Source organism: Salmonella sp. NW177 (assembly GCF_051811585.1).
In the GTDB taxonomy this organism is placed as follows: Bacteria; Pseudomonadota; Gammaproteobacteria; order Enterobacterales; family Enterobacteriaceae; genus Salmonella; species Salmonella enterica.
On record NZ_JAMMZV010000006.1, the window covers coordinates 167,215 to 187,738 of the forward strand.

The following is a 20,524-nucleotide window of genomic DNA, read 5'->3' on the forward strand; positions in this document are numbered from 1 at the left end:
TTTATAGCGATGCTATCGCTATATAAAATTCTATACATCGTTTTATTGTTTTTTTTATTGTGAGCAGCAGAGTGAGCCCTTATGAAAACTAAGATCCCTGATGCCGTGCTGGCAGCCGAGGTGAGCCGTCGTGGTTTAGTCAAAACCACCGCGATAGGCGGCCTGGCGATGGCCAGTAGCGCATTTACCCTGCCATTTACCCGCATCGCTAACGCCGCAGAGGCGATAAGCCCGGCGAAAACCGGCGAGAAAGTCGTCTGGAGCGCTTGTACGGTAAACTGTGGCAGCCGTTGTCCGCTACGTATGCATGTTGTGGATGGCGAAATCAAATATGTAGAAACGGATAATACCGGATACGATGATTACGATGGCCTGCACCAGGTTCGCGCCTGCTTGCGCGGTCGTTCTATGCGTCGTCGCGTCTATAACCCGGATCGTCTCAAGTATCCGATGAAGCGCGTCGGCGCGCGCGGCGAAGGTAAATTTGAGCGTATTAGCTGGGACGAAGCCTACGATATCATTGCCACCAATATGCAGCGTCTTATCAAAGAGTATGGCAACGAGTCCATTTATCTGAACTATGGCACGGGAACGCTGGGCGGCACTTTGACACGTTCATGGCCGCCAGGAAAAACGCTGGTCGCTCGTCTGATGAACTGCTGCGGCGGTTATCTGAACCACTACGGTGATTACTCTTCCGCGCAAATCGCAGCGGGTCTGAACTACACCTATGGCGGCTGGGCGGATGGCAATAGTCCGTCCGACATTGAAAACAGTAAGCTGGTGGTATTGTTTGGCAATAACCCTGGCGAAACCCGCATGAGCGGGGGCGGTGTAACCTATTATCTTGAACAGGCGCGGCAGAAATCAAACGCGCGGATGATCATTATCGATCCTCGTTACACCGACACTGGCGCTGGTCGCGAAGATGAGTGGATTCCGATTCGTCCAGGTACCGATGCGGCGCTGGTCAATGGTCTGGCATATGTCTTAATCACCGAGAACATGGTCGATCAGCCGTTCCTGGATAAATATTGCGTCGGTTATGACGAAAAAACCTTGCCTGCCAGCGCGCCGAAAAACGGTCACTACAAAGCCTATATTCTGGGCCAGGGTAAAGACGGTATTGCAAAGACGCCGGAGTGGGCGGCGCAAATTACCGGTATTCCGGCGGATCGCATTATTAAGCTGGCGCGAGAAATCGGCAGCGCTAAACCCGCCTATATTTGCCAGGGGTGGGGGCCACAGCGTCATGCTAATGGAGAAATCGCCACGCGCGCCATCTCGATGCTGGCGATCCTGACGGGTAATGTTGGGATTAACGGCGGTAACAGCGGCGCGCGCGAAGGGTCTTATGCCCTGCCATTTGAACGTATGCCCACGTTGGAAAATCCGGTTGAAACCAGCATCTCCATGTTTATGTGGACCGATGCCATTGAACGCGGCCCGGAAATGACGGCGTTGCGTGATGGCGTGCGGGGGAAAGATAAGCTGGACGTGCCGATCAAAATGATCTGGAACTATGCTGGCAACTGTTTGATTAACCAGCACTCTGAGATTAATCGCACCCACGAAATCCTGCAGGATGACAAGAAATGCGAAATGATCGTCGTTATCGACTGTCATATGACTTCGTCGGCAAAATACGCCGATATTCTGTTGCCTGATTGCACTGCTTCTGAGCAGATGGACTTTGCGCTGGATGCCTCCTGCGGGAACATGTCTTACGTTATCTTCACTGACCAGGCGATTAAACCTCGTTTCGAGTGTAAGACGATTTATGAGATGACCAGCGAACTGGCGAAACGTCTTGGCGTGGAACAACAGTTTACCGAAGGCCGGACGCAAGAAGAGTGGATGCGTCATCTGTACGAACAGTCGCGTAAATCCATTCCGAATCTGCCTACCTTTGAGGAGTTCCGTAAGCAAGGCATCTTCAAACAGCGTGACCCCGAAGGCCACCATGTCGCCTATAAAGACTTCCGCGAAGATCCGCAAGCGAATCCACTTACAACGCCATCGGGCAAGATTGAAATCTATTCACAGGCGTTGGCGGATATCGCCGCCACCTGGGAGCTGCCGGAAGGCGACGTGATCGATCCATTACCGATCTACACGCCAGGTTTTGAAAACTATAACGATCCGCTAACGGATAAATTCCCGCTGCAGTTGACGGGTTTCCACTATAAAGCGCGTGTGCATTCCACTTATGGCAACGTAGACGTACTGAAAGCCGCCTGTCGCCAGGAAATGTGGATTAACCCAATGGATGCGCAGAAACGCGGTATCAACAATGGCGATAAAGTCCGCATCTTCAACGATCGCGGCGAAGTACATATCGAGGCTAAAGTGACGCCGCGCATGATGCCGGGTGTGGTCGCCCTGGGAGAAGGCGCATGGTATGACCCGGATGCAAAACGCGTGGATCAGGGCGGATGTATTAACGTACTGACGACCCAACGTCCTTCTCCGCTGGCGAAGGGGAACCCGTCACATACGAACCTCGTTCAGGTTGAAAAGGCGTAAGGAGTAACCGATGACAACCCAGTATGGATTTTTTATTGATTCCAGCCGTTGCACCGGTTGCAAAACCTGCGAACTGGCCTGTAAGGACTACAAAGATTTGACCCCGGATGTCAGCTTCCGCCGCATTTATGAGTATGCGGGCGGCGACTGGCAGGAAGATAACGGCGTCTGGCACCAGAACGTCTTTGCCTACTATCTCTCCATCTCCTGTAACCACTGCGAAGACCCGGCCTGTACCAAAGTCTGTCCGAGCGGCGCGATGCACAAGCGCGATGACGGTTTTGTGGTGGTGAACGAAGAGGTCTGTATCGGCTGCCGCTACTGCCACATGGCCTGCCCGTACGGCGCGCCGCAGTACAACGCGGCCAAAGGTCATATGACCAAGTGCGACGGCTGTTATGACCGGGTGGCGGAAGGCAAGAAACCGATTTGCGTGGAATCCTGCCCGCTGCGGGCGCTGGATTTTGGCCCGATAGACGAACTGCGTAAAAAACACGGTGAGCTGGCTGCCGTCGCGCCGTTGCCGCGCGCGCATTTCACGAAGCCGAATATTGTGATTAAACCCAACGCCAACAGCCGCCCGACCGGGGATACTACCGGTTATCTGGCCAATCCGAAGGAGGTATAAGATGGGAAGTGGATGGCATGAATGGCCGTTGATGATCTTCACGGTCTTTGGTCAGTGCGTGGCCGGTGGTTTTATTGTTCTGGCTCTGGCGCTGATGAAGGGCGACCTGCGCGCGGAAACGCAGCAGCGGGTGATCGCCTGTATGTTTGGTCTGTGGGTGCTGATGGGGATTGGCTTTATCGCCTCGATGCTGCATCTGGGCTCGCCGATGCGCGCGTTTAACTCGCTTAACCGCGTGGGTGCTTCCGCACTGAGCAATGAAATTGCCAGCGGCTCGGTGTTTTTTGCGGTCGGCGGGATTGGCTGGCTGCTGGCGGTACTGAAAAAGCTGCCGCCGGCACTGCGCACACTCTGGCTGATTATCACGATGGTACTGGGCGTCGTCTTCGTTTGGATGATGGTACGCGTCTATAACAGCATCGATACAGTACCGACCTGGTATAGCGTCTGGACGCCGCTGGGCTTCTTCCTGACGCTCTTTATGGGTGGCCCGCTACTGGGTTATCTGCTGCTGCGCATCGCAGGCGTGAACGGTTGGGCGATGCGTTTGTTGCCTGCGGTGTCGGTGCTGGCGCTGGTGGTTATTGCCATTATGGTGGCCATGCAGGGCGCGGAACTGGCGACGATTCACAGTTCCATTCAGCAGGCGTCTGCTCTGGTGCCGGATTATGGTTCGCTGATGGCCTGGCGTATGGTGCTGCTTGCGGCGGCGTTGTGCTGCTGGATTGTGCCACAGTTAAAAGGGTATCAACCTGCGGTACCGTTGCTCTCTGTCGCCTTCATTCTGATGCTGGCGGGGGAATTGATTGGCCGCGGCGTATTCTATGGGCTGCATATGACCGTGGGCATGGCGGTAGCCAGCTAACGCGTTGACGCGCATTCGGCCTGCAGAACGTGCAGGCCGAATACGTCTTTAGCCGCCATCAATCTAAGGAATATAACCGGGGCGTAGAAGACGCATATAAATCCATAGAGAAGAAAACGAAGCTAAAGGAACCATGAAATTTTTCGACTGAACAAAACGCCGATTTTGCGGGTTAGATCAATAAAAACAAGGGGATGAATTTTTAGCCTTTCAATATATTCACGCGCAGAATAAGTAAATCAAATCGATAGTCTCAAAACTTGCGGATCGCCCATGCGGAGCCGATTGACAATGTTTTTGGCGATGGCATGATGCGCATGAAATTTGAACTTCCTCACGGTTTTTATTCATGTCCACCTATACCCGTCCCGTCATGCTTTTGCTGTGCGGGCTACTTTTGTTGACCCTGGCCATTGCGGTACTGAATACGCTTGTGCCGCTGTGGCTTGCTCAGGCAAACCTTCCGACCTGGCAGGTGGGGATGGTCAGCTCGTCTTATTTTACCGGCAATCTGGTCGGGACGTTATTTACCGGGTATTTAATTAAACGCATTGGGTTTAACCGTAGCTATTATCTTGCCTCGCTGATCTTCGCCGCGGGTTGTGTCGGGTTGGGGGTGATGGTGGGGTTCTGGAGCTGGATGAGCTGGCGTTTTATTGCCGGTATCGGCTGCGCCATGATTTGGGTGGTTGTCGAAAGCGCGTTGATGTGCAGCGGAACCTCGCATAATCGCGGGCGCCTGCTGGCTGCCTATATGATGGTCTATTACATGGGGACCTTCCTTGGACAATTATTGGTCAGTAAAGTATCTGGTGAATTGCTGCATGTCCTTCCTTGGGTGACCGGAATGATTCTGGCGGGAATTCTGCCGCTACTCTTTACCCGAATTGTAAATCAGCAAACGCAGGCACGTCATTCTACTTCTATTAGCGCCATGCTGAAGCTACGCCAGGCGCGTCTTGGCGTGAATGGTTGTATTATTTCCGGCATTGTTCTTGGTTCATTATATGGTCTGATGCCGTTATATCTGAAGCATCAGGGGATGGCTAACGCCAGCATCGGTTTCTGGATGGCGGTGCTGGTGAGCGCCGGTATTTTGGGGCAATGGCCAATGGGACGTCTGGCGGACAAATTTGGTCGCTTGCTGGTGTTACGCGTACAGGTATTCGTTGTCATACTCGGCAGTATTGCCATGTTAACCCAGGCGGCGATGGCGCCAGCTCTGTTTATTCTGGGGGCGGCGGGTTTTACGCTTTATCCCGTTGCAATGGCCTGGGCCTGTGAAAAAGTCGAACACCACCAGCTTGTGGCAATGAACCAGGCGCTGTTGTTAAGTTATACGGTAGGGAGCCTGTTGGGGCCGTCTTTTGCTGCGATGTTAATGCAGAATTATTCAGATAATCTGCTGTTTATTATGATCGCCAGCGTATCGTTTATTTATCTGCTGATGCTGTTACGTAACGCCGGCCAGACGCCTAATCCTGTCGCCCACATCTGACTGTTCTCTGAATCGTATGCAGGACGTGAGTCTTGCATACTCTTTGTTTATGTTTTACGTGAAATAATTGACCTGCATAATTTTCTTGCTTTACTGAAAAATAAAATGTGCCGAAGGTTATAATTTTGCGCTCCTCTATTTTCTCTCTTCGTCTTTACCGCGCATAATCCCCCGCTTCATTTATAGTAATAGCATTGTGTTCACGAAGGATCGCGTTATGCCGAATGTGCAGGAAAAACAGTTGCGATGGTACAACATCGCCCTGATGTCGTTTATTACCGTTTGGGGATTCGGCAATGTTGTCAATAACTATGCTAACCAGGGGTTAGTGGTTGTCTTCTCCTGGGTGTTTATTTTTGCGCTCTATTTTATTCCTTATGCCTTAATCGTGGGGCAACTGGGCTCAACCTTCAAAGAGGGAAAAGGGGGCGTCAGTACCTGGATTAAGCATACGATGGGGCCGGGGTTGGCTTACCTTGCGGCATGGACTTATTGGGTCGTGCATATTCCCTACCTGGCGCAAAAGCCGCAGGCAATACTCATTGCATTGGGATGGGCTTTAAAAGGCGACGGCTCGTTGATAAAAGAATATACCGTCGTTGCCTTGCAGGGGCTGACGCTGGCATTGTTTGTTTTCTTTATGTGGGTTGCTTCCCGGGGGATGAAATCGCTAAAGGTTGTTGGATCTGTGGCCGGAATTGCCATGTTTATCATGTCAATTTTATATGTTGTGATGGCAGTGACCGCGCCAGCAATTACAAACGTTGAAATTGCGACCACTAACATCACCTGGCAGTCATTTATTCCTCATATCGATTTTACCTATATCACCACCATCTCTATGTTGGTCTTTGCGGTTGGTGGGGCAGAGAAGATCTCGCCTTACGTTAACCAGACGCGGAATCCAGGAAAAGAATTTCCTAAGGGGATGCTCTTTTTAGCCGTCATGGTTGCGGTCTGCGCTATCCTCGGTTCGTTGGCGATGGGAATGATGTTTGATTCCCGGCATATACCTGACGATTTAATGACCAATGGGCAATATTATGCATTCCAGAAATTGGGTGAGTATTACCATATGGGTAATTCATTAATGGTGATTTATGCCATTGCCAATACTCTGGGGCAAATCGCCGCGCTGGTGTTTTCTATTGATGCGCCACTGAAAGTCTTACTGGGTGATGCAGACAGTAAATATATCCCGCAGCGCTTATGTCGTACTAACGCTTCAGGTACGCCTGTTAACGGTTATTTGCTGACATTAGTGTTGGTCGCTATCTTGATTATGTTGCCAACGCTTGGCATCGGCGATATGAACAACCTGTACAAATGGCTGCTTAATCTCAACTCAGTTGTTATGCCGCTGCGCTATCTGTGGGTATTTGTCGCCTTTATTGCTGTCATTCGACTGGCGCAAAAGTACAAACCCGAATATGTGTTTATTCGCAACCGGGCGTTGGCGTTAACTGTGGGAATATGGTGTTTTGCCTTCACCGCGTTTGCCTGCCTTACCGGTATTTTCCCCAAAATGGAGGCGTTCACACCGGAGTGGACATTCCAGCTGACGTTGAACATCGTGACGCCTTTTGTCCTGGTCGGGTTGGGATTAATTTTCCCACTGCTGGCGCGTAGAAACACATAACGACGCTCTTTTCCACGGCGCTCCTGCCAGGCGAGCGCCTTTTAAGGTTACAGGTGCCTGGGTTCCAGGCGAGACAACGGTATTAACAGGCGCCGGGGCAGCAATAGTTGTCAGACCTTCAACCCAGCAGCAGATAAGCGACTCTGTATTTAATACCTGGTAAGCGCAATATTGTTAACCAGGCCTGTCTGACGGCGGGGTCGGGTATTTTAGCGGTAAGAGCGTTATCCAGACAGCAAAACGGCTACCGTCATGGGCAGCCGTTTAAAAGCGGGTAAGATAGCAGGCGATTAATACATTACTTTATGACCATACTGCTCAAGAATACCCTTTACACGCTCCATAGTCTCTTTTTTAGGCGGCTTCACGCCATCCAGTTTATATTCTTCGCCCATTGCCACCCATTTATGTTTGCCCAGCTCATGATAGGGCAGCAGTTCGATTTTTTCGACATTACCCATATCGCGGGTAAACTCGCCCAGGCGATGCGCGGAATCATCGTCGTCAGACCAGCCGGGAACGACAACGTAACGGATCCAGACCTTCACATTTTTCTTTGATAAATACTGCGCGAATTCCAGCGTCCGGTGATTAGAGACACCGACCAGATTCTGGTGGATCTCATCATTCATCTGCTTGAGATCGAGCATCACCAGATCGGTAACGTCCAGCAGTTCATCAATCACCGGGTCATAACGGCGCACAAAGCCGTTGGTGTCGAGACAGGTGTGGATACCTTCTTTTTTACAGGCGCGAAACCAGTCGCGTACAAATTCTGCCTGCAAAATGGCCTCGCCGCCGGATGCCGTCACGCCGCCGCCAGAAGCATTCATAAAATGCCGATAGGTCACCACCTCTTTCATTAAGTCTTCAACGGTGATTTCTTTACCGCCATGCGTATCCCATGTGTCGCGGTTATGGCAATACAGGCAGCGCATCAGGCAGCCCTGGAAAAAGGTAATAAAGCGGATGCCTGGGCCATCAACGGTGCCACAGGACTCAAAGGAGTGAATGCGACCAATAACCGGCTTTTTATCAGCAGTTACTGCAACACTTTCATTTGTAATACAATCGGTTAAGTTACTCATATCGCTTCGGCTAGCTCTAAATAACATGGGGTTTATGGACACATTCCGGGCATGTTGAGCACCCTGGTAAGGGGGTTGCATCCTGTAAAAAAGCGGTACTGCGAGCGTAAATTTTGGACTACAGAATGTGTGGCTGTTCCAGAATGTGCTGCAATGGAGCTATTTTACCTCTATTCAGTATAAAATATACGGCAAATCTATGCTGCATAACTCGCACCGCCAGAAATTCTGGCTCATTCATCAGCCCGTAACGCCTCAACCGCAATACATACTGTAAGTGTATCATCCATAGCGTCCTGGTTTTGCTGTTTATGATCCGCCTCTTTTTTCGAATGGTTGGCGCCGTTTTGTTGTGGTCAGAACGAAAATAATTCTCAACATAATTCAGATGTGTCCAAAGAACGTTATGCGCTGTACAGCGCCTGGCGTCGCATTCAACGTGTTATCAGGTGTAAATCTGATGTCATTTCTAAACCCAGGCTGATTCAATCTCTTAAATAGAGTGTGGTTTTAATCAAAAAATGAGAGCAACGGATTAAATTTTGCTTTCGCGGTAAATAATCAAGGGAGTTATTATGCCAGTTACGTTAAGTTTTGGTAATCGTCATAACTATGAAGTTAATGCTTCACGGCTAGCCCGTTTGATGAGTCCTGATAAAGAAGAAGCGCTATACATGGGGTTATGGGATAGATTTAAGGACTACTTCAGAACACACAAAAAAAGAGAGGTGCTGGAGGTATTATACACACTCATCCATGGATGTGAACGTGAAAATCAAGCTGAACTTAATGTTGATACAATCGGCATGGAGAAGATATATGCCTTTGCACAATTAAAACAATATGCTAATCCATCTCAACAAGACCGCTTTGTTATGCGTTTTGATGTGAGTCAGACACAAGTTTTATTTGAGATTGATGACAGGGTTATTGATAAATGTAATTTGCATCGTCTCCTCAACGTTTCAGAAAACTGTATTTTTAAAGTGATGGAAGAAGATGAGGAAGAGTTGTTTTTTAAAGCATGTATTAAGTATGGAGAAAAAATTGCTTGCTATCCAGAATTATTAGAAAACTTTGCTTTTGACCTTAGGCAGAAAGTTAATGAGGATGATGAAATTAGGGATGAAGTTTATAAGCTTATGCGATCTGGAGAAAATCGAAAAATGGCATGTGTTGAATGGAATGGTACGCTTACTGAGGATGAGATGGATAAACTACGTTGTCTTCAAATGGGGTCTTTTGAGATTTCTACCCAATTTTGTAAAATAGGTTACTGGGAATTAGAGGGAGAAGTCCTGTTTGATATGGTTCATCCAACACTTATCTATCTGCTACATGGATATATACCGTCATTGTCATGTGATTTTACAGAAGCTAACACCATGCTGTTTTCTGATGCATTAAATAAGGATTATGAGGAGTATCAAAATAATAAAAGAGAAATTGATGCTATTCTGAGAAGAATATATAGATCACATAATAACACTTTATTTATAAGTAAAAATTCTGGTTGTCGAAATATGCTTTTATAAAAATTAAAAAGGCCCCACTGATATGGAGCCTTTTTTGTACGCTTTTTATGGCGTAATTTCAGTCAAACCCATTACATGGTCTGCGTGAAGGTACGAGTAATAACGTCCTGCTGCTGTTCTTTCGTCAGGGAGTTAAAACGTACTGCGTAACCAGATACACGGATGGTCAGCTGCGGATATTTTTCCGGATGTTCCATCGCGTCCAGCAACATTTCACGGTTCATGACGTTGACGTTCAGGTGCTGACCGCCTTCGATGGACGCTTCGTGGTGGAAGTAACCATCCATCAGACCTGCCAGGTTAGTCTTACGAACTTCGTCGTCTTTACCCAGTGCGTTCGGAACGATAGAGAAGGTATAAGAAATACCATCTTTCGCGTAAGCAAACGGCAGTTTAGCAACGGAGGTCAGAGAAGCGACAGCGCCTTTCTGGTCACGACCGTGCATCGGGTTAGCACCTGGTCCGAACGGCGCGCCAGCACGACGACCATCCGGGGTGTTACCAGTTTTCTTACCATACACAACGTTAGAAGTGATGGTCAGAACAGACTGCGTCGGGATAGCGCCACGGTAGGTGGTCAGTTTCTGAATTTTTTTCATGAAACGTTCTACCAGGTCAACCGCCATGTCATCTACACGAGCGTCGTTGTTACCAAACTGCGGGTATTCGCCTTCGATTTCGAAGTCGATAGCCAGACCATCTTCGTCACGAATCGGTTTAACTTTCGCATATTTGATGGCAGACAGGGAGTCAGCCGCAACGGACAGACCTGCGATACCACACGCCATGGTGCGGATAACGTCACGGTCGTGCAACGCCATCAGAGAGGCTTCGTAGCTGTACTTGTCGTGCATGTAGTGGATAACGTTCAGCGCGGTGACATACTGTTTAGCCAGCCAGTCCATGAAGTGATCCATGCGATCCATCACTTCGTCGAAGTTCAGAACATCGCCTTTGATCGGTTCGGATTTCGGACCAACCTGCATTTTCAGTTTTTCATCAACGCCGCCGTTGATAGCGTACAGCATGGTTTTCGCCAGGTTTGCACGCGCGCCGAAGAACTGCATTTGTTTACCAACGATCATCGGGCTTACGCAGCATGCGATAGCGTAGTCATCGTTGTTGAAGTCCGGACGCATCAGGTCATCGTTCTCGTACTGCAGAGAAGAGGTGTCGATGGAGACTTTAGCGGCGAATTTCTTGAAGTTCAGCGGCAGTTTTTCAGACCACAGAACGGTGATGTTCGGCTCCGGAGACGGCCCCATGGTGTACAGGGTGTTCAGGAAACGGAAGCTGTTTTTGGTGACCAGAGTACGGCCATCAACGCCCATACCGCCGATAGATTCGGTTGCCCAAATCGGGTCGCCGGAGAACAGTTCATCATATTCAGGAGTACGCAGGAAGCGAACCATACGCAGTTTCATGACCAGGTGGTCAATCATTTCCTGTGCGTCTTGCTCGGTGATTTTGCCTGCTTTCAGGTCACGTTCGATGTACGCATCCAGGAAGGTGGATACACGACCGAAGGACATTGCTGCGCCGTTCTGAGATTTAACCGCAGCCAGGTAACCGAAGTAAGTCCACTGGATTGCTTCCTGAGCGTTAGTCGCCGGACCAGAGATATCGCAGCCGTATTTAGCCGCCATTTCTTTGATCTGACCCAGAGCGCGGTGCTGTTCAGCGATTTCTTCACGCAGACGGATAGTCGCTTCCAGATTTACGCCGTTTTCCAGATCGGATTGCAGAGACGTAAACTGTGCGAATTTGTCTTTCATCAGGTAGTCGATACCGTACAGCGCTACGCGACGGTAGTCACCGATGATACGGCCACGGCCATACGCATCCGGCAGACCGGTCAGAACGCCGGATTTACGGCAACGCAGGATGTCCGGAGTATAAACGTCGAACACGCCCTGGTTGTGGGTCTTACGGTATTCGGTGAAGATTTTTTTGATCATTGGGTCCAGCTCGCGATTGTACGCTTTGCAGGAACCTTCAACCATTTTGATACCGCCGAACGGGATAATCGCACGCTTCAGCGGAGCTTCAGTCTGCAGACCAACAATTTTCTCAAGCGCTTTGTTGATGTAGCCAGCGTCGTGAGAAGTGATGGTGGAAGCAACGGAGGTGTCAAAGTCAACAGGCGCGTGAGTGCGGTTTTCCTGTTTAACGCCTTCCATTACGCTGTCCCACAGCTTGGTGGTCGCGTCAGTAGCGCCAGCCAGGAAGGACTCGTCACCCTCATACGGAGTGTAGTTTTTCTGAATGAAGTCACGGACGTTTACTTCATTCTGCCAGTCACCTTTGGTAAAACCTTCCCAGGCTGTGGCTAACTTTTCATTAAGCTCGGACATGTAACACCTACCTTCTTAAGTGGATTTTTTATTTACTGCGTGTAATGGGCATCAACAGATTAATGATGCTCGTTACCACGCAGGTAAATGACCCAGTATGTCAACCCGACCAACAAACCGCCGCCGATAATATTACCGATCGTGACCGGAATCAGGTTATCAGTGATGAAGCTCATCACGGTCAGGTGAGAAAAACTTTCCGGAGACGAACCAACCGCGGTCCAAAACTCCGGTGTAGCAAAATCGCGTATTACAATACCCATAGGAATCATAAACATGTTTGCGATACTGTGCTCAAAACCGCTGGCGACAAACATGGCGACGGGCAGTACCATGATGAACGCTTTGTCCATCAGGCTACGACCTGAGTAGCTCATCCACACGGCCAGACAAACCATCAGGTTCGCCAGAATACCGAGGCAGACAGCTTCAATAAAAGTGTGGTGCATTTTGTGGTCGGCGGTTTGCAGGACGTTAAGTCCCCATTGACCGTTGGCAGTCATATACTCGCCGGAAAGCCACATCAGTAACACGAAAAGCAGAGCGCCAATCAGGTTACCAAAATAGACGTTTAACCAGTTTTTAGCCAGTTGCCCCCAGGTGATGCGACCGCTAGCTTTAGCTACAACGATCAGAACAGTAGAGGTGAAAAGATCAGCGCCGCAAATAACACAGAGAATCAGTCCCAAAGAGAAACAGATACCCCCGATAAGTTTCGCCATGCCATAAGGCATCGCGCCAGTACCGGTTGTCGCAGTAATATAAAAAACAAAGGCAATTGAAATGAATACGCCGGCGGTAATCGCCAGATAGAAAGTCTTAAGCGGATGTTTCGTTGCTTTATAGACGCCTGCTTCTTCAGCCACTTTGGCCATTGCTGCAGGGAGTAAAAGGTCAAAAGGGTTGTCAGCTTTCACACTAACTCTCTCTTTATTAAGTCGGCGACGAGATACTAACAAAGCATTATAGATGAGAATTTGATATAGATCATATCTCGCCTGGCTTATAGGCCCGTAAGTCGCATGGCTTTTATGCAATTACGGTGTAACTTTTTGATTATCCTAATAAAAATAAATTTTAAAAATTATAAATAGAGTTGAATTTTTTCCTGGCTCCTCCTGCTGCACGGTTAATTAATATGGAGTAATCAACAAATAAAGTAACATCACTATGTCAATTAATTTAATGTCAACAACCAATATTTAACCTTGTTATTACATTTTTCGCCGTTTAGCGAAAATAAATAAAACGGGGCCGCAAAGGCGCCCCGTAATATAACGCAGCCGAGAGGGTAAACCTACCCTAAGTCACTCATATGGCCTTATTTTGACCAGTATGCCGCTTTCGCGCGCTGTAATTTATCATACGCTTTTAACAAGGACTGATGCGCCGGGAACGCTTGTAGATCGTGGTCGACAGCCGGTAGTCCATAAAAAGCCGCTTCACCGCTAAGCGCGGCGCTGGCGGCTTCTACAGCCTCTGCGCCATACATTTTTATAAAAGCATTGAGATATTGCAGTGGCTGACGCGCATCTTCTTGCGACAGGAGCAGCAGCGTTTGCAGGCAACGGTAATAGTTTGCGCGTGCCGGACTAAAGACCGACGAATTGAACTCCATCGTCCATTCTGTCCAGATTAGCGCCTGCTCCAAATCGCCGCCCGCTAACGCTAGCATTGCTTTTAATTCGCCGACGCGCAGTGTATACCAACCATTGTCCGCTCCGGTCGCCAGACCCAACAGTTCACGCACGCGGGTGAAATCGTCAAAACCTTCTTCATCCAATTGTTCAATCAGATTGAGATAGTCTTCTTTATTCCAGGCGCTACCGGGCAGCGAAAGCAGAATCTCACGAAGATGGCTACCCATATTGTTGTTGGCCAGCCACAGATCTTCGGCAGGATAAATATCAGACATTCCCGGTACGATAATACGACAGGCGTATACGCCGAGATGCTCGTAATCGGCAATGTAAACTTCTTTATCTTCAGCAGCAAAGATGGCCATCAGCGTGGCGAATTCTTCTTCGGTAGTGCCGGAAAAACTCCAGTCCGTGAACGGGTAATCGGCGTCCTGTTTGAACAGATCCCAGGAAATCAGGCCGCTGGAGTCGATGAAGTGGGTCTCCAGATTAGTGTGCTCCGCGACTTCTTCATCATCGAACGTTGGTGGCGTGAAGACATCAAGATCTTTCAGTCCGCGTCCCTGGAGTAGCTCGGTCACTGTACGTTCCAGCGCAACGCCAAAGTCAGGATGGGCGCCAAAAGAAGCAAAGCAGGTACCGTTAGCCGGGTTGAACAGCACGACGCAGATAACCGGATACTTACCGCCCAGCGAGCCGTCATAGGCGAAAATCGGGAAACCCTCGGCTTCCAGCGTGGCGATTGACTCCATTACCGCCGGATAACGCGCCATCACCTCTGCGGGAATCTCCGGCAGACTGATACTTTCCGCAATAATGCGATTTTTCACATAACGCTCGAAGACTTCCGACAGTCCCTGAACGCGGGCTTCATTACGCGTATTGCCGGCGGACATTCCGTTAGAGACGTACAGGTTGCCGATGATATTCATCGGAATATACACGGTCTGGTTATCGGACTGACGGGTAAATGGCAGGCCGCAGACGCCGCGTTCTTCATTGCCGGACTGAAGATCAATTAACTGGCTTCCGGTGAGTTCATTTTCCGGATCGTAAAACGCGCGCAGACGGGCATCAAGCAAGCCTGCCGGTACGTCGTCATTTTCAGTCAGCGGGAACCACTTTTCATTCGGATAATGCACGAATGGCCCGTTGGCAACTGTTTCGCCAAGCCAGAAATCAGCAAAAAAGTAGTTGGTTGACAGACGCTCGAAGTATTCGCCCAGCGCCGAGGCCAGCGCCGCTTTTTTGGTCGCGCCTTTTCCGTTGGTAAAGCATAACGCGCATTCTTTATCGCGAATATGCACTGACCAGACGTTTGGCACCGGGTTCAGCCAGGAGGCCTCTTCGATGTGAAAGCCGAGGTCGAGTAACTTTTGCTGGAAGCGGGCGATGGAGTCTTCCAGCGCGGCGTCTTTGCCGGGAATAAATGTTTGCGTCATGAAAATCACTTTTGTCGTACGGAAAGCGCGCAATGATACGGGTTTTATGTGACGGGCGCTATCTCGCCGGGACGTCGGCGGAAATAAAAGTATTGGCTATGCTTTTACACTGGAATTCACAGGAAGAGCATAAAAAATGAAAGCATTTGATTTGCAACGAATGGCGCTGGATAACGTGCCGGTAGCGTTTTTGGGGGAAGTGGCGCTACGTAGCTTTTACACCTTTGTTCTGGTGTTTCTTTTCTTAAAGGTGACAGGACGACGCGGCGTACGGCAAATGTCGCTTTTTGAAGTGCTGATCATTTTGACATTGGGGTCGGCGGCAGGCGACGTCGCGTTTTATGATGACGTTCCGATGCTCCCTGTTCTGGTGGTATTCATCACCCTGGCGCTGCTCTATCGCCTGGTCATGTGGCTGATGGCGCATAGTGAAAAGTTGGAAGATCTGCTGGAAGGCAAGTCGGTGGTCATTGTTGAAGACGGCGAACTGGCGTGGGAAAAACTGCAGCGCTCGAACATGACGGAGTTTGAGTTTTTTATGGAGCTTCGCTTGAATGGCGTTGAGCAACTGGGGCAGGTCAGACTGGCCATTCTGGAGACAAACGGACAAATCAGCGTCTATTTCTTTGAAAATAAAGACGTTAAGCCGGGGTTAAGCATTCTTCCTGAGCACTGTACGCCACGCTTTATCGTGGCGCCGGAGGCTGGCGACTATGCCTGCGTACGTTGCAGTGAAGTGATACGCATGAACGTCGGGGAAAAGCAATTATGTCCGCGCTGCGCAAATCCAGAATGGACGAAGGCAAGCCGGGCTAAACGCGTTGTTTAACAGCGAAAATATCGGATTTATACGGTTAATCCGGAAGATTCTGTTGTGTGACGCATGCCGCATTTTCTCCTCGCATTGTTTTACCCATTGCGGCGCGTGTCACTGAATGATAAAACCGATATTCACATGAATAACGTTTGCCTGATGTCTGTCAGGCAGGAAACAATGCAGCGTGGTGAGGGGAAATGGCTCAGGTCTTTAATTTTAGTTCAGGTCCGGCGATGCTACCGGCGGAAGTACTTAAACTGGCGCAACAGGAACTGCGTGACTGGCACGGTCTTGGTACGTCGGTAATGGAAATTAGCCATCGAGGCAAAGAGTTTATCCAGGTCGCTGAAGAGGCGGAGCAGGATTTTCGCGATCTCCTTAATATCCCCTCCAACTATAAAGTTTTATTTTGTCACGGCGGCGGTCGCGGGCAGTTTGCTGGCGTGCCGCTCAATCTGCTGGGCGATAAAACCACGGCGGATTATGTCGATGCCGGTTACTGGGCGGCGAGCGCCATCAAAGAAGCCAAAAAATACTGTGCGCCGCAGATTATCGACGCCAAAATCACCGTTGACGGCAAACGTGCCGTAAAACCGATGCGCGAGTGGCAGCTTTCCGATAACGCCGCTTATTTACACTATTGCCCGAATGAGACCATTGACGGCATCGCCATCGATGAAACGCCGGATTTTGGCCCGGAAGTGGTCGTCACGGCGGACTTTTCTTCTACCATCCTGTCTGCGCCGCTGGACGTCTCTCGCTATGGCGTAATTTATGCTGGCGCGCAGAAGAATATCGGTCCGGCAGGACTGACGCTGGTTATCGTCCGGGAGGATCTGTTAGGCAAGGCGCATGAGAGCTGCCCGTCCATCCTCGACTACACCGTCCTGAATGATAACGACTCGATGTTTAATACGCCGCCGACTTTCGCCTGGTATCTTTCCGGCCTGGTGTTCAAATGGTTGAAAGCGCAGGGCGGCGTGGCGGCGATGCACAAAATCAATCAGCAAAAAGCGGAGTTGCTGTACGGTGTGATTGATAACAGCGATTTCTACCGTAACGATGTCGCACAGGCCAACCGTTCGCGGATGAACGTTCCGTTCCAGTTAGCGGACAATGCGCTGGACAAGGTCTTTCTGGAAGAGTCTTTCGCCGCCGGTCTGCACGCCTTAAAAGGGCACCGTGTTGTTGGCGGTATGCGCGCCTCTATCTATAACGCCATGCCGATTGAAGGGGTGAAAGCGCTGACCGATTTCATGATCGATTTTGAGCGTCGCCACGGCTAATACGTTTCTTTTTTCATCCCCACGGCCAGTCTGTGGGGTTTTTATTTCTGTTTTTTGAGAGTTGAGTTTCATGGAATCCCTGACGTTACAACCCATCGCACGGGTCGATGGCGCCATTAATTTACCTGGCTCCAAAAGTGTTTCAAACCGTGCTTTGCTCCTGGCGGCTTTAGCTTGTGGTAAAACCGTTCTGACGAATCTGCTGGATAGCGATGACGTCCGCCATATGCTCAATGCTCTGAGCGCGTTGGGGATCAATTACACCCTTTCTGCCGATCGCACCTGCTGTGATATCACGGGTAATGGCGGCGCATTACGTGCGCCAGGCGCTCTGGAACTGTTTCTCGGTAATGCCGGAACCGCGATGCGTCCGTTAGCGGCAGCGCTATGTCTGGGGCAAAATGAGATAGTGTTAACCGGCGAACCGCGTATGAAAGAGCGTCCGATAGGCCATCTGGTCGATTCGCTGCGTCAGGGCGGGGCGAATATTGATTACCTGGAGCAGGAAAACTATCCGCCCCTGCGTCTGCGCGGCGGTTTTACCGGCGGCGACATTGAGGTTGATGGTAGCGTTTCCAGCCAGTTCCTGACCGCTCTGCTGATGACGGCGCCGCTGGCGCCTGAAGACACAATTATTCGCGTTAAAGGCGAACTGGTATCAAAACCTTACATCGATATCACGCTAAATTTAATGAAAACCTTTGGCGTGGAGATAACGAACCATCACTACCAACAATTTGTCGTGAAGGGCGGTCAACAGTATCACTCTCCGGGTCGCTATCTGGTCGAGGGCGATGCCTCGTCAGCGTCCTATTTTCTCGCCGCCGGGGCGATAAAAGGCGGCACGGTAAAAGTGACCGGAATTGGCCGCAAAAGTATGCAGGGCGATATTCGTTTTGCCGATGTGCTGGAGAAAATGGGCGCGACCATTACCTGGGGCGATGATTTTATTGCCTGCACGCGCGGCGAATTGCACGCCATAGATATGGATATGAACCATATTCCGGATGCGGCGATGACAATTGCCACTACGGCGCTGTTTGCGAAAGGAACCACGACGTTGCGCAATATTTATAACTGGCGAGTGAAAGAAACCGATCGCCTGTTCGCGATGGCGACCGAGCTACGTAAAGTGGGCGCTGAAGTCGAAGAAGGGCACGACTATATTCGTATCACGCCGCCGGCGAAGCTCCAACACGCGGATATTGGCACGTACAACGACCACCGTATGGCGATGTGTTTCTCACTGGTCGCACTGTCCGATACGCCAGTCACGATCCTGGACCCTAAATGTACCGCAAAAACGTTCCCTGATTATTTCGAACAACTGGCGCGAATGAGTACGCCTGCCTAAGTCTTCTGTTGCGCCAGTCGACGGGCTGGCGCGCCGAGTCCGTATTCGCACTATTTTTATAATTATGACTAATGCTAATTTGTTGATGATTTAACACATTGATTTATGTGTTTTTTATAATAGTTATCAACGGAAGATTAGTATGAAAAATAAATCATTATTACTGGCGGTGGCGATTTCCGCTACGCTACTGGCAGGATGTAAAAATGGCGTGAATGGCAATTTAATCGCCAGCTCCGGCATGTCAGCCTACAAAGCCGCCACACTGTCCGATGCGGATGTTAAGGCATTATCTAATAATGCCTGTAAACAAATGCACAGCGAGAATCAACTGGCAGGTTCGAAAAGCAAATACACCAAACGTCTGAGCAAAATCGCTAAAGCGCTGGGTAACAACATTGACGGTACGCCGGTTAGCTATAAAGTCTATATGACCAGCGATATCAACGCATGGGCGATGGCGAACGGTTGCGTTCGCGTATACTCCGGCCTGATGGATCTGATGACCGATAATGAAATTGAAGGCGTACTGGGCCATGAACTGGGCCATGTCTCTTTAGGGCACTCCCGCAAGGCAATGCAGACCGCCTATGCTACGCTGGCGGCTCGCGATGCGATTTCCGCCACCAGCGGCGTCGCAGCGCAGCTTTCCCAGTCTCAATTGGGCGATCTGGCGGAAGGCGTCATCAATTCGGCGTTTTCTCGCAGTCAGGAGTCGGATGCGGATGACTTCTCTTACGATCTGCTGAAAAAACGCGGGATTAACACCCAGGGCTTAGTCACGGCATTCGATAAATTCGCCACAATGGACGCAGGTCATGCAAAATCATTGATGGACTCCCACCCGGCCTCAGCCGATCGCGCGCAGCATATGCGCGACAGAATTGCCGAAGATAAAAAGTAAATCATTGTCATCTTTCGGGCTGGTTTCTCGCCGGCCCGCTATAATTGCGCAATTATTCCGCATCTGATTACAGACAAAACTGGTTTTTGCACGCAACGTTAACGGTCGCGAGCGTTGGCGCGTATAATGCGCGGCGTTTACGTTAACGGTACGCCTGTTTAAGGAGATAAAGATGACGGCAATTGCCCCGGTAATAACCATTGATGGCCCAAGCGGTGCAGGTAAAGGCACCTTGTGCAAAGCAATGGCGGAAGCATTGCAATGGCATCTGCTGGATTCCGGCGCGATATACCGCGTACTGGCGCTGGCGGCATTGCATCACCATGTCGATCTCGCCTCTGAAGATGCGCTGGTGCCGCTGGCGTCCCATCTGGACGTGCGTTTCGTCTCAACGGACGGCAACCTGGAAGTTATCCTGGAAGGCGAGGACGTTAGCGGCGAAATTCGTACGCAGGAAGTCGCGAACGCGGCATCCCAGGTGGCGGCATTCCCACGCGTGCGTGAAGCGCTTCTTCGCCGCCAACGCGCATTCCGCGAAGCGCCTGGTTTAATCGCCGATGGACGCGATATGGGGACCGTGGTCTTCCCGGATGCGCCGGTAAAAATTTTCCTTGACGCCTCCTCGGAGGAACGTGCGCATCGACGTATGCTACAGTTGCAGGAGAATGGCTTTAGTGTTAACTTTGAACGCCTTTTGGCCGAGATCAAGGAACGCGACGATCGCGATCGTAATCGCGCTGTAGCGCCGTTAGTTCCTGCTGCTGATGCATTAGTTTTGGATTCTACCCGATTAAGCATTGAGCAAGTGATTGAAAAAGCGTTACAATATGCGCGCCAAAAATTGGCTCTCGCTTAAATGCGACCGAATTTGTAGTACCCCCGTTGCAAAGGATTGACAGCGGGTATGTTAAACAACCCCATCCGGCACGGAGCCAGGTGGACGTTAAA

At 50.1% G+C, this 20,524-nt stretch carries 16 protein-coding genes; 11 read left to right on the forward strand and 5 right to left on the reverse strand.

Features of this window, described 5'->3' with window-relative positions; all coding sequences use genetic code 11:
* Positions 1-81 precede the first annotated feature (81 nt).
* From dmsA to NA986_RS17445, 5 genes are all read left to right on the forward strand, one after another.
* Positions 82-2,526, forward strand: coding sequence for a dimethylsulfoxide reductase subunit A (dmsA, locus tag NA986_RS17425; RefSeq protein ID WP_070793872.1), 2,445 nt, complete (start codon positions 82-84; stop codon positions 2,524-2,526).
* Positions 2,527-2,536: 10 nt separating this feature from the next.
* The gene (gene dmsB, locus NA986_RS17430; protein WP_000213069.1) at positions 2,537-3,154 is read left to right on the forward strand and encodes a dimethylsulfoxide reductase iron-sulfur subunit DmsB; all 618 of its coding nucleotides are present in this window, start codon (positions 2,537-2,539) and stop codon (positions 3,152-3,154) included.
* A 1-nt stretch (position 3,155) separates the two neighbouring features.
* On the forward strand, positions 3,156-4,019 hold the full coding sequence (locus NA986_RS17435) for a dimethyl sulfoxide reductase anchor subunit family protein (protein ID WP_000534681.1): 864 nt from the start codon (positions 3,156-3,158) through the stop codon (positions 4,017-4,019).
* Between the two features lie 349 nt (positions 4,020-4,368).
* Positions 4,369-5,517: an MFS transporter gene (locus NA986_RS17440; RefSeq protein WP_001727823.1), complete on the forward strand. Its 1,149-nt coding sequence runs from the start codon at positions 4,369-4,371 to the stop codon at positions 5,515-5,517.
* Positions 5,518-5,734: 217 nt separating this feature from the next.
* On the forward strand, positions 5,735-7,156 hold the full coding sequence (locus tag NA986_RS17445; RefSeq protein WP_001134264.1) for an APC family permease: 1,422 nt from the start codon (positions 5,735-5,737) through the stop codon (positions 7,154-7,156).
* Positions 7,157-7,446: 290 nt separating this feature from the next.
* On the opposite strand, the gene pflA is transcribed toward NA986_RS17445, so the two are convergent.
* Together pflA and NA986_RS17455 are read right to left on the reverse strand one after the other, a co-directional pair.
* Positions 7,447-8,244, reverse strand: coding sequence for a pyruvate formate lyase 1-activating protein (gene pflA, locus NA986_RS17450; protein WP_000067928.1), 798 nt, complete (start codon positions 8,242-8,244; stop codon positions 7,447-7,449).
* Positions 8,245-8,362: 118 nt separating this feature from the next.
* The gene (locus NA986_RS17455; protein ID WP_077957232.1) at positions 8,363-8,632 is read right to left on the reverse strand and encodes a cytoplasmic protein; all 270 of its coding nucleotides are present in this window, start codon (positions 8,630-8,632) and stop codon (positions 8,363-8,365) included.
* Between the two features lie 187 nt (positions 8,633-8,819).
* Here NA986_RS17455 and sopD2 point away from each other — a divergent pair, with 187 nt between their 5' ends.
* On the forward strand, positions 8,820-9,779 hold the full coding sequence (sopD2, locus tag NA986_RS17460; protein WP_031624605.1) for a type III secretion system effector SopD2: 960 nt from the start codon (positions 8,820-8,822) through the stop codon (positions 9,777-9,779).
* Between the two features lie 71 nt (positions 9,780-9,850).
* Here the strand turns inward: sopD2 and pflB are convergent, their stop codons facing one another.
* From pflB to ycaO, 3 genes are all read right to left on the reverse strand, one after another.
* On the reverse strand, positions 9,851-12,133 hold the full coding sequence (gene pflB, locus NA986_RS17465; RefSeq protein WP_001292799.1) for a formate C-acetyltransferase: 2,283 nt from the start codon (positions 12,131-12,133) through the stop codon (positions 9,851-9,853).
* A 59-nt stretch (positions 12,134-12,192) separates the two neighbouring features.
* Positions 12,193-13,050 (reverse strand): formate transporter FocA, encoded by an 858-nt coding sequence (gene focA / locus NA986_RS17470; RefSeq protein ID WP_000642539.1) that lies wholly within the window; start codon positions 13,048-13,050, stop codon positions 12,193-12,195.
* A 404-nt stretch (positions 13,051-13,454) separates the two neighbouring features.
* On the reverse strand, positions 13,455-15,215 hold the full coding sequence (gene ycaO / locus NA986_RS17475; protein WP_023216582.1) for a 30S ribosomal protein S12 methylthiotransferase accessory factor YcaO: 1,761 nt from the start codon (positions 15,213-15,215) through the stop codon (positions 13,455-13,457).
* A 136-nt stretch (positions 15,216-15,351) separates the two neighbouring features.
* Here ycaO and NA986_RS17480 point away from each other — a divergent pair, with 136 nt between their 5' ends.
* The 5 genes from NA986_RS17480 to cmk all read left to right on the forward strand — a co-directional run bounded on the left by NA986_RS17480 (position 15,352) and on the right by cmk (position 20,432).
* Entirely contained in the window at positions 15,352-16,044 is a 693-nt protein-coding gene (locus NA986_RS17480; RefSeq protein ID WP_000642868.1) for a DUF421 domain-containing protein, read from the forward strand.
* A 185-nt stretch (positions 16,045-16,229) separates the two neighbouring features.
* The gene (gene serC / locus NA986_RS17485) at positions 16,230-17,318 is read left to right on the forward strand and encodes a 3-phosphoserine/phosphohydroxythreonine transaminase (RefSeq protein ID WP_000079590.1); all 1,089 of its coding nucleotides are present in this window, start codon (positions 16,230-16,232) and stop codon (positions 17,316-17,318) included.
* Positions 17,319-17,388: 70 nt separating this feature from the next.
* Entirely contained in the window at positions 17,389-18,672 is a 1,284-nt protein-coding gene (gene aroA, locus NA986_RS17490; RefSeq protein ID WP_023216581.1) for a 3-phosphoshikimate 1-carboxyvinyltransferase, read from the forward strand.
* Between the two features lie 142 nt (positions 18,673-18,814).
* Positions 18,815-19,576, forward strand: a complete 762-nt coding sequence (locus NA986_RS17495; RefSeq protein ID WP_198889105.1) for a M48 family metallopeptidase — start codon at positions 18,815-18,817, stop codon at positions 19,574-19,576.
* A 172-nt stretch (positions 19,577-19,748) separates the two neighbouring features.
* Entirely contained in the window at positions 19,749-20,432 is a 684-nt protein-coding gene (gene cmk, locus NA986_RS17500) for a (d)CMP kinase (RefSeq protein WP_000125007.1), read from the forward strand.
* The last annotated feature ends 92 nt before the right edge of the window (positions 20,433-20,524 follow it).